The sequence below is a fragment of the Streptomyces huiliensis genome (genome assembly GCF_020037025.1).
GTDB lineage: Bacteria > Actinomycetota > Actinomycetes > Streptomycetales > Streptomycetaceae > Streptomyces > Streptomyces huiliensis.
This window is the reverse complement of record NZ_JAIQLH010000362.1, coordinates 1-7,813: the sequence shown is the minus strand read 5'-3', so window position 1 is coordinate 7,813 and position 7,813 is coordinate 1. Positions and strand designations below refer to the sequence as shown.

At 76.0% G+C, this 7,813-nt stretch carries 2 protein-coding genes; both read left to right on the top strand.

Annotation, left to right across the window (positions count from 1 at the left end):
• Positions 1 to 985 (top strand): beta-ketoacyl reductase (locus JNW98_RS33350; RefSeq protein ID WP_223772039.1); only part of this gene is annotated, 985 nt, incomplete at its 5' end.
• A gap of 60 nt (positions 986 to 1,045) precedes the next feature.
• On the top strand, positions 1,046 to 7,813 hold a 6,768-nt coding region (locus tag JNW98_RS33345), incomplete at its 3' end, for a type I polyketide synthase (RefSeq protein ID WP_223772038.1).

Here is a 7,813-nt window from a genome sequence, read left to right as displayed (position 1 = left end):
TCTTGAGCTGGCGGACTTCGTGGTGTTCTCCTCCGCGGCCGGCCTCCTCGGCACCGCCGGGCAGGCCAACTACGCCGCCGCCAACACCTTCCTCGACGCCCTCGCCCACCACCGGCGCGCCCGCGGCCTGCCCGCCCTCTCCCTCGCCTGGGGGCTGTGGGCGGAGGCGAGCGGCATGACCGGCCACCTGGACGAGGCCGACGTCCGCCGCCTCAGCCGCGCGGGACTGCTGCCCATGGCCGCCGACCAGGGCCTCGCCCTCTTCGACGCCGCCGTCACGGCCGGCCGCGCGGGGCCCGCGCTGCTCGTACCCGCCCGGCTGGACACCACCGCCGCCCGGACCGAGGTCCCCGCCCTGCTCCGCGGACTCGTCAAGGCCCCCGTGCGGCGGGCCGCCGAGACCGTCCGCGAAGAGCCCCTGGAGCGGCGGCTCGCCGGGCTCCCCGACGCCGAACGGGAACGCGTCCTCCTCGAACTCGTCCGCGCCCGGCTCGCCGACGTCCTCGGTCACGCCGCCCCGCACGCCCTCGACCTCGACCGGGGCTTCCTGGAACTCGGCCTGGACTCCCTCACCGCCCTGGAGTTCCGCAACCGGCTCGGCGCCGCCGCCGGCCGCCGGCTGCCCCCCACCCTGATCTTCGACCACCCCACCCCGGCCGCGGTCGGCCGCTACCTGGACGCGGAGCTCCGCCCCGCCGACGGCGCCGACGGGCCCGCCGAAAGCCTCCCCGACGAGCGGGAGTTCCGCCGCGCCCTCGCGTCCGTCCCGCTGGCCCGCTTCCAGGAGGCCGGCCTGCTGCCGGAGCTGCTGCGGCTCGCCGAGGCCGCAGGCGTCCCCGTCGGCGACCAGGCCCAGGCCCCGCCCGGCGAACCGGCCGGTGCCGAGGGCGACATGGTCGACGGCGAGAGCGGCACGGCCGACGGCGACCCCCTGGACAGCATGGACCTCCAGAGCCTCGTACGGGTGGCGCTCGGTGACAACTGACCGAGTGGGAACTGACGCGACGTCAACTGACCGGCACGGAACCGACACCCGGAGTGAGCTGTGACCGCATCCAGCGAAGAAGTCATCAAAGCGCTGAGGGTTTCCCTCAAGGAGGCGGAACAGCTCCGGCAGCAGAACCGCAAGCTGACCGAGGCGCAGACCGAGCCCATCGCCATCGTCGGCATGGCCTGCCGGCTGCCCGGCGACGTCCGGTCCCCCGAGGACCTGTGGCGGCTCGTCGCCACCGGCACCGACGCCATCACCCCGTTCCCCGAGGACCGCGGCTGGGACGTCGACGCCCTCTACGACCCGGACCCCGACACGCCCGGCCGCAGCTACGTCCGGGAGGGCGGCTTCGTGCACGGCGCCGCCGGGTTCGACGCCGACTTCTTCGGCATCAGCCCCCGCGAGGCCACCGCCATGCACCCGCAGCAGCGGCTGCTGCTGGAGACCGCCTGGGAGGCGTTCGAACGGGCCGGTATCGACCCTTCGTCCGTCCGCGGAACGCGGACCGGCGTGTTCGCCGGCGTGATGCAGATGGACTACGCGTCCCGGCTGCGCAAGACCCCCGAGGACCTCGAGGGCTACCTGATGACCGGCGGGCAGGGCAGCGTCGTCTCCGGACGCATCGCCTACACCCTCGGCCTCGAAGGCCCCGCCGTCACCGTCGACACCGCCTGCTCCTCCTCCCTGGTGGCCGCCCACCTCGCCAGTCAGTCGCTGCGGCGCGGCGAGTGCACCCTCGCCCTGGCCGGCGGCGTCACCGTCATGACCGACACCCTCGGCTTCGTCGAGTTCAGCCGGCAGCGCGCCCTCTCCCCGGACGGCCGCTGCCGCTCGTTCGCCGCCGGCGCGGAGGGCACCGGCTGGGCCGAGGGCACCGGCGTCCTGCTCCTCGAACGGCTCTCCGACGCCCGCCGCAACGGCCACCGGATCCTCGCCGTCCTGCGTGGCTCCGCCGTCAACCAGGACGGCGGCAGCAGCGGCTTCTCCGCCCCCAACGGCCCGGCCCAGCAGCGCGTCATCCGCGACGCCCTGGCCGGTGCCCGCCTGGCCCCGGCCGACGTCGACGCGGTGGAGGCGCACGGCACGGGCACCAAGCTCGGCGACCCGATCGAGGCCCAGGCGCTGCTGGCGACGTATGGCAAGGGACGCCCGGCCGACCGGCCGCTGTGGCTCGGCTCGCTCAAGTCCAACCTCGGCCACACCCAGGCCGCGGCGGGCGTCGCCGGCGTCATCAAGATGGTGATGGCGCTGCGGAACGGCGTCCTCCCGCGCACCCTGCACGTCGACGCGCCCACCCCGCACGTCGACTGGGACGCCGGCGGCGTCGCCCTGCTCACCGACGAACGCGCCTGGCCCGAGGCCGGGCGCCCGCGCCGGGCCGCCGTCTCCTCCTTCGGCATCAGCGGCACCAACGCCCACATCATCCTCGAACAGGCGCCCGCCGACGGCATCGACGAACCCACCGGCACCGGCGCGGTGGCCGACGGCTCCGGCGTCCTGCCGTGGCTCCTCTCCGCCCGCACCCCCGAAGCCCTCCGCGCCCAGGCGGCCCGGCTGCACGCGGACGTCACCGCCCAAGCCGAGTGGCACGCCGGGGAGGTCGGCTGGTCGCTCGCCACCGGGCGCGCCGCCCTCGAACAGCGCGCCGTCGTCATCGGCGCCGACCGCGACGGACTCCTCGCCGGCCTCACCGCCGTCGCGTCGGGCGACGCCGCCCCCACCGTGGTCACCGGAGCCGCCGGCGGCACCCTCGGCCGGCCGGTCTTCGTCTTCCCCGGCCAGGGCTCGCAGTGGCTCGGCATGGCCGTCGAACTCCTCGGCTCCAGCGAGGTGTTCGCCGGACGCATGGCCGACTGCGAACGGGCGCTTGCACCGTTCGTCGACTGGTCCCTGGTCGACGTGCTGCGGGGCGCGGAAGGCGCTCCCGGCCTCGACCGGGTGGACGTGGTGCAGCCGGCGCTGTGGGCGGTGATGGTGTCGCTCGCGGAGCTGTGGCGGTCCGTGGGCGTGGAACCGGCCGCCGTAGTGGGGCACTCGCAGGGGGAGATCGCCGCCGCGTGCGTGGCGGGCGGGCTGTCGCTGGAGGACGGCGCCCGGGTGGTCGCGCTGCGGTCGCGGGCGCTGCTGGAGATCGCGGGCGAAGGCGGGATGGTGTCCGTCGCCCTGCCGGCCGCCGAGGCGGAGGCACTGGTCGCGGCGTGGGAGGGACGAATATCCGTCGCCGCGCTCAACGGCCCCCGCTCCACGGTCGTCTGCGGAGACGCGGGCGCGCTGGACGAGCTGCTGGAGCGGTGCGAGGCCGAGGAGATCCGGGCGCGGCGGGTGCCGGTGGACTACGCCTCGCACTCCGCCCACGTCGAGCGCATCAAGGACCGGATTCGGCGCGAACTGGCCGATGTCCGGCCGCAGTCGGGGTCGGTGCCGTTCCACTCCACCCTCACAGGTGAGGTGTTCGACACGGCGGGTCTGGACGCGGACTACTGGTACCGCAACCTGCGGAGCACCGTCCGCTTCCGGTCGGTGATCGAGGGTCTGTTGGCGGCCGGGCATCGGGCGTTCGTCGAGTGCAGCGCCCATCCCGTGCTGACCGTGGGTGTGGAGGAGACCGCGCAGGAGGCGGACGTCCCGGCGGTGGTCGTCGGCTCGCTGCGCCGGGACGAGGGCGACTGGCGGCGCTTCCTGACCTCCATGGCCGAGGCGTACACCCAGGGGCTGGCCGTCGACTGGCCGTCCCTCTTCTCGGGCGGCGCCCGCCGCCTCGTCGACCTCCCGACCTACGCCTTCCAGCACCGCCGTTACTGGCTGGAGGAGACCGCGCCGGAGGACACCGGCTCCGCCGACGGGCCGGAGGCCGGCTTCTGGAGCGCGGTCGAGGACGGCGACGCCGACGCCCTCGCCGACGCCCTGCGCGTGAACGACGAGGAGCAGCGCACCTCCGTGGCCTCCCTCCTCCCGGCGCTGACCTCCTGGCGGCGGCGGAGCCGCGAGCGCGACGCCGTGGACGGCTGGCGCTACCGGATCGGCTGGAAGCCCGTCGGCGCCGAGGGCGCCGGGCCGTCCGGCACGTGGCTCGTGGTCCTGCCCGAGGGGCACCGGGACGACCCGTGGCCGACGGCCGTCGTCGACGCCCTGACGGCCCGCGGCGTCCACGTCGTCACCGCCGAGCCGCCCACCGCCGACGCCGGCCGGGACGCGCTGGCCGACCGCGTCCGCACCGCCCTCTCCGGCGCGGAGCCGGCGGGCGTGCTCTCCTTCCTCGCCCTGGACTCCCGGCCGTGGTCCGGCCGCCCCGACACGGGAACCGGCGTCTTCCTCACCCTCGGTCTGGTCCAGGCGCTGGGTGACGCGGACGTGACCGCCCCCCTGTGGTGCGTCACCCGCGGCGCCGTCGCCACCGGCCCGTCCGACCCGCCGGCGGACCCGGTCCAGGCCCAGGTCTGGGGCCTCGGACGGGTGGTCGCGGTGGAGCACGCCGAACGCTGGGGCGGCCTCCTCGACCTGCCCGCCGGCCCGGGCCCGGACGAGCGGACGCTCGACCGGTTCTGCGGCGCGCTGGCGGGTGGCGGCGTGACCGCCGAGAGCGGCGAGGACCAGATCGCCGTCCGCCCCGCCGGGCTGTTCGCCCGCCGCATGCTCCCCGCGCCGCTGGGCGACGCTCGCCCCGCCCACGACTGGAAGCCGCGCGGCACCGTCCTGGTCACCGGCGGCACCGGTGTCCTCGGCCGGCGGCTCGCCCAGTGGCTGGCCGCGTCCGGTGCCGAGCACCTCGTCCTCGTCAGCCGGCGCGGGGCCGACGCCCCCGGAGCGCGCGAACTCCAGGACGAGCTACGGGAGTCGGGCACCGACGTCACCCTGGCCGGCTGCGACCTCGCCGACCGCGACGCCGTCACCGCGCTGCTCGCCGGACTGGCCGAGGACGGCCACACCGTCCGTACCGTGCTGCACACGGCCGCCCACATCGAGCTGGACCGCGTCGACACCACCTCGTACGACGCCCTCGCCGACGCCGTCGGCGCCAAGATGGCCGGCGCCCGGCACCTGGCCGACCTCCTCGACCCGGCCGAGGTCGACGCGTTCGTCATGTTCTCGTCGATCGCGAGCGTCTGGGGGAGCGGCGAGCACGCCGCGTACGCCGCCGCCAACGCCGCCCTCGACGCGTTCGCCGAACACGGCCGCGCCCGCGGCCTCCCGCTCACCACCATCGCCTGGGGCGTCTGGGAGGACGCCGTGCGCACCTGGGAGGACCACGGCCTGGACGTGGCCGACCGGCGCCGCCGCGTCCGCGAGCAGGGCCTGCCCCTGATGCGCACCGAACTCGCCCTCGCCGCCCTCCGGCAAGTGCTCGACCACCGCGACACGTTCGTCGCCGTCGCCGACATCGACTGGGACCGCTTCGTCCCCCTCTTCACCTCCGCCCGACCCAGCGCCCTGCTGCGCGACCTGCCGCGGGCCCGCCCGGCCAAGGACGAGGGGACAGCCGGCGCCGCACCCGCCGGCGAGGGCGCCGAGCTGCGCGACCGCCTCGCCGGGCTCTCCCCGGCCGACCGCCGGCGCGCCCTGCTCGACCTGATCCGGACGCACGCGGTCGCCGTCCTCGGCCACTCCGCCCCCGACGCCATCGGGGCCGAACGCGCCTTCAAGGAGCTCGGGTTCGAGTCGCTGACGGCCGTCGGACTCCGCAACCGGCTGGCCTCCGCCACCGGACTGCGGCTGCCCGCCACCCTCGTCTTCGACTACCCGACGCCCCTCGCCCTCGCCGGTCACCTCGGCGAACTCCTTTTCGGCGCAGCCCAGATCCAGGCCGCCGCCCCGACCCCCGTCGCGCCGCCGCCCGACGACGACCCGATCGCGATCGTCGGCATGGCCTGCCGCTTCCCCGGCGGCGTCGAGACCCCCGAGGACCTGTGGCGGCTCGTCGCCACCGACGGCGACGCCGTCTCCGGCTTCCCCACCGACCGCGGCTGGCGCCTCGACGACCTCTACGACCCCGACCCCGACCGGCTCGGCACCAGCTACGTCCGCGAGGGCGGCTTCGTCCACGAGGCCGACCGCTTCGACGCCGGCTTCTTCGGCATCAGCCCCCGTGAGGCACTGGCCATGGACCCGCAGCAGCGGCTGCTGCTGGAGACCTCCTGGGAGGCGTTCGAACGGGCCGGCCTCGGGCGCGAGGCCCTGCGCGGCAGCGCCACCGGCTCGTTCATCGGCGCCATGACCAACGGCTACGGGCCGCGCCCCCAGGACGCCCCGCGCGAGATCGGCGACTACGTGGTGACGGGCAGCGTCACCAGCGTCGTCTCCGGCCGCCTCGCCTACGCCTTCGGCCTGGAGGGCCCGGCCGTCACCGTCGAGACGGCCTGCTCGTCGTCGCTCGTCGCCCTGCACCTCGCCTGCCAGGCCCTCCGCGCCGGCGACTGCACCCTGGCGCTCGCGGGCGGCAGCGTCGTCATGCCCACCCCGGACGCGTTCGTCGGCTTCAGCCGGCTCCGGGGGCTGGCGCGGGACGGCCGCTGCAAGGCGTTCTCCGACGACGCCGACGGCTTCGGCCTCTCGGAAGGGGCCGGCGTCGTCCTGCTGGAACGCCTCTCCGAAGCCCGCCGCAACGGCCACCAGGTGCTCGCCGTCGTCCGCGGCTCCGCCGTCAACCAGGACGGCGCCTCCAACGGCCTCGCCGCCCCCAACGGCCCCTCCCAGCAGCGCGTCATCCGCGAGGCCCTGGCGAACGCCCGGGTCGCGGCGGCGGACGTGGACGCGGTGGAGGCCCACGGGACGGGCACCAAGCTCGGCGACCCCATCGAGGCCCAGGCGCTGCTCGCGACCTACGGCCGGGAACGGCCCGCCGACCGGCCGCTCTGGCTCGGCACGGTGAAGTCCAACATCGGCCACACGCAGGCCGCGGCCGGTGTCGCCGGCGTCATCAAGACCGTGCTGGCGCTGCGGCACGGCGTCCTCCCGCGGACCCTGCACGTCGCCGAGCGGTCCACCCACGTCGACTGGTCGTCCGGCGGCGTCGAGGTGCTGACCGAGCGCCGCGCCTGGCCGGAGACGCACGGCCGGCCGCGCCGGGCCGGCGTCTCCGCCTTCGGCATCAGCGGGACCAACGCCCACGTCATCCTGGAGCAGGCGCCGGAGGAGGAGCCTGCCGCCGACGGGGGTGGGGCGGGTGTTCTGCCGTGGGTGGTCTCGGCGCGGTCGCCGCAGGCCCTGCGGGCGCAGGCCGCCCGGCTCGCGGAGGCGGTCGGGGACGCCGATCCGGGGCGGGTGGGCTGGTCGCTGGCGTCGGGGCGGTCGGCGTTCGAGCACCGGGCGGTGGTGATCGGAGACGGATACGACGAACTCGCCACGGGAGTACGTGTGTTGGCGGCCGACGAGGTGGCCGCCGGTGTGGTGAGCGGGGTGGCCTCGGGTGAGGCCGACGGTCCGGTGTTCGTGTTCCCGGGGCAGGGGGCGCAGTGGGCCGGGATGGCCGTCCCGCTCCTGGAGCGCAGTGAGGTCTTCGCGGAGTGGATCGGCGCGTGTGAACGGGCGTTGGAGCCGTTCGTGGACTGGTCGCTGACCGATGTGCTGCGGCAGGTGCCGGGCGCCCCGGGGCTGGAGCGCGTCGATGTCGTCCAGCCCGTGTTGTGGGCGGTGATGGTGTCGCTCGCGGAGTTGTGGCGGTCGGTGGGTGTCGAGCCCGTGGCCGTCGTCGGGCACTCGCAGGGGGAGATCGCCGCCGCGTGCGTGGCGGGCGGGCTGTCGCTGGAGGACGGCGCGCGGGTGGTGGCGTTGCGCTCGCGGGCGCTGCTGGAGCTCGCCGGTGAGGGCGGGATGGTGTCCGTCGCC